Source organism: Curtobacterium sp. B8 (assembly GCF_000333315.1).
In the GTDB taxonomy this organism is placed as follows: Bacteria; Actinomycetota; Actinomycetes; order Actinomycetales; family Microbacteriaceae; genus Curtobacterium; species Curtobacterium luteum.
In genome coordinates this window covers 1-1,965 of the sequence record NZ_BACW01000631.1, presented here as the reverse complement: position 1 = coordinate 1,965, position 1,965 = coordinate 1, and the positions used below count along the sequence as shown (strand labels likewise).

The window sequence follows — 1,965 nt, the reverse complement described above, 5'->3', positions numbered from 1 at the left end:
AGGTACACCGCGTCGAACGTCAGGTACTCGAGCGCTGCNTCGGTCAGCGCCCCGACGAACCCGTTGCTCAGCGCCCGGTACTCACCGCCGAGCATGACGAGTCGGACGTCGTCACGTCGGNCCATGTCCGTGACGACCCCGACGCTGGTCGTGGTGACGGTGAGCTCGGCGTCGACCGGTAGTGCGTGCGCGAAGGCCGCGACGGTCGAGCCGTTGTCGAGGAAGAGCGACGCCCCGGGTTCCACCGTCTCGGCGGCACGTCTGGCGATGTCCCGCTTCGCGTCGAAGTGCTCACCGAGCCGTTGACGCAGCGAAGCCTCGGGGTGCGCGGCCACCGCCATCGCCCCGCCGAACGTCCGGGTGAGCTTCCGCTGCTCCTGCAGGGTCGCGAGGTCGCGCCGGATGGTGGACGCCGTGACGCCGAACCGCTCGGAGAGCTCGTCGACACTCGCGAGTCCGACCGTCGTCGCGAGCGTGACGATCGCGTCACGTCGAGCTCTCGCCGAGATCGACACGGGCACCTTTCGGACGAGGGGGCGGGGGACCTGTCAGGCACCCCGGGCCGGCACCGGCGCGCCCGACGTCGGGGCGAGTTCGGCGGCCTGCCGGAGCGCCTCGATCATGCTAGCGACATCGGCCTTGCCGGTGCCCGCGATGTCGAACGCCGTCCCGTGGTCGACGGATGTGCGGATGACCGGGAGACCCACCGTGATGTTCACCCCGGCCTCGATCCCGAGGACCTTCACCGGGCCGTGTCCCTGGTCGTGGTACATCGCGACGACCAGGTCGTAGTCTCCACGGCCGGCGAGGAAGAAGAGGGTGTCGGCCGGCAGCGGTCCGACGGCGTCGATCCCGTCGGCACGCGCGGCCTCGACGCCCGGAGCGATCTTCTCGGCCTCCTCGCCGTAGCCGAACAGGCCGTTCTCACCGGCGTGCGGGTTGATCGCCGCGACACCGATCTTCGGGTGCGGGTTGCCCGCACGCACCAGGGCGTCGTTGCCCCGCCGGATCGTCCGTTCGACGAGCCCCGGCTCGATGCGCGCCACGGCGTCGATGAGCCCGACGTGGGTGGTCACGTGGACGACCTTCAGCTTCGCCGTCGAGAGCATCATCGAGACCTCGCCGACGCCCATGAGCTCCGCGAGCATCTCGGTGTGGCCGGGGAAGACGTGCCCACCGGCGTGCAGCGCCTCCTTGTTCAGCGGCGCGGTGCAGATCGCCTGGACCTTCCCGGCCGTCGCCGCCTCGCACGCGACGCGGATGTACTGGAAGGCCGCGTCGCCGGCGATCGGCGAGAGCTGCCCCCACGGCAGGTCCTCCGGGAGGAGTCCGAGGTCGACCACGTCGACGACGCCCGCACGGTGACCGGCGTCGGCGACGTCCTCGACGACGTTGAACGCGGCGTCGACGCCGCGGATCGCGGCGGCCTGGCGCAGGCGGGCGAGGTCGCCGATGACGACCGGGCGGCAGACGGCGAGGACGTCCGGGGAGACGACGGCCTCGACGACGACCTCGGGGCCGACGCCGGCCCCGTCGCCCATCGTGACGGCGACGATCGGAGTGGCGTTCATCTCAGTGCTGCCTTTCGGTTCACGCGGCCCATGGCCGCTTCGACACGGCTCGTGGCCGCGGACGGATCGTCTCGGACGGCCTGGAGGAACGTGGCCGCGTCGAGCAGGTTGGTGGCGGTCCCGAAGCTGCCGGGTCGCGTGACGACACGACGGCCGTCGTCGGCGCGCGAGACGACGCAGCCGACCTCGACGGCACCCTCGGGGACGATGGTCGTGATGTCGAGGCGGGTCAGGACGGACCGGGCCGTCTCCCCGCCCGTCAGGACCAGGGCGGACCGTCCGCTCACGGCGGCGGTCACGATGCCGAGTCCGTCCGCGAGTCGGCGGGCGAGGTGCGGGACCGGTTCGTGCCGGCCCTCGACGCAGATCGCCACGGCTCCTGCGCGCAACGCCG

Annotated in this window: 3 protein-coding genes; all 3 read right to left on the bottom strand. The window is 72.0% G+C overall.

All coding sequences use genetic code 11. From position 1 onward, the window contains the following. Positions 1–515: DeoR/GlpR family DNA-binding transcription regulator (locus tag I59_RS16925; RefSeq protein ID WP_022904883.1), on the bottom strand; the 515-nt coding region annotated here is incomplete at its 3' end. A 33-nt stretch (positions 516–548) separates the two neighbouring features. Continuing rightward, entirely contained in the window at positions 549–1,571 is a 1,023-nt protein-coding gene (gene pdxA, locus I59_RS16920) for a 4-hydroxythreonine-4-phosphate dehydrogenase PdxA (RefSeq protein WP_042726871.1), read from the bottom strand. Further along, positions 1,568–1,965 (bottom strand): nucleotide-binding domain containing protein (locus I59_RS22415; RefSeq protein ID WP_305791162.1); only part of this gene is annotated, 398 nt, incomplete at its 5' end. The genes pdxA and I59_RS22415, both read right to left, overlap by 4 nt.

Bases quoted from the DNA above. Each gene is read 5' to 3' on its own strand.
- pdxA (WP_042726871.1), bottom strand. From the start codon at position 1,571: ATGAACGCCACTCCGATCGTCGCCGTCACGATGGGCGACGGGGCCGGC.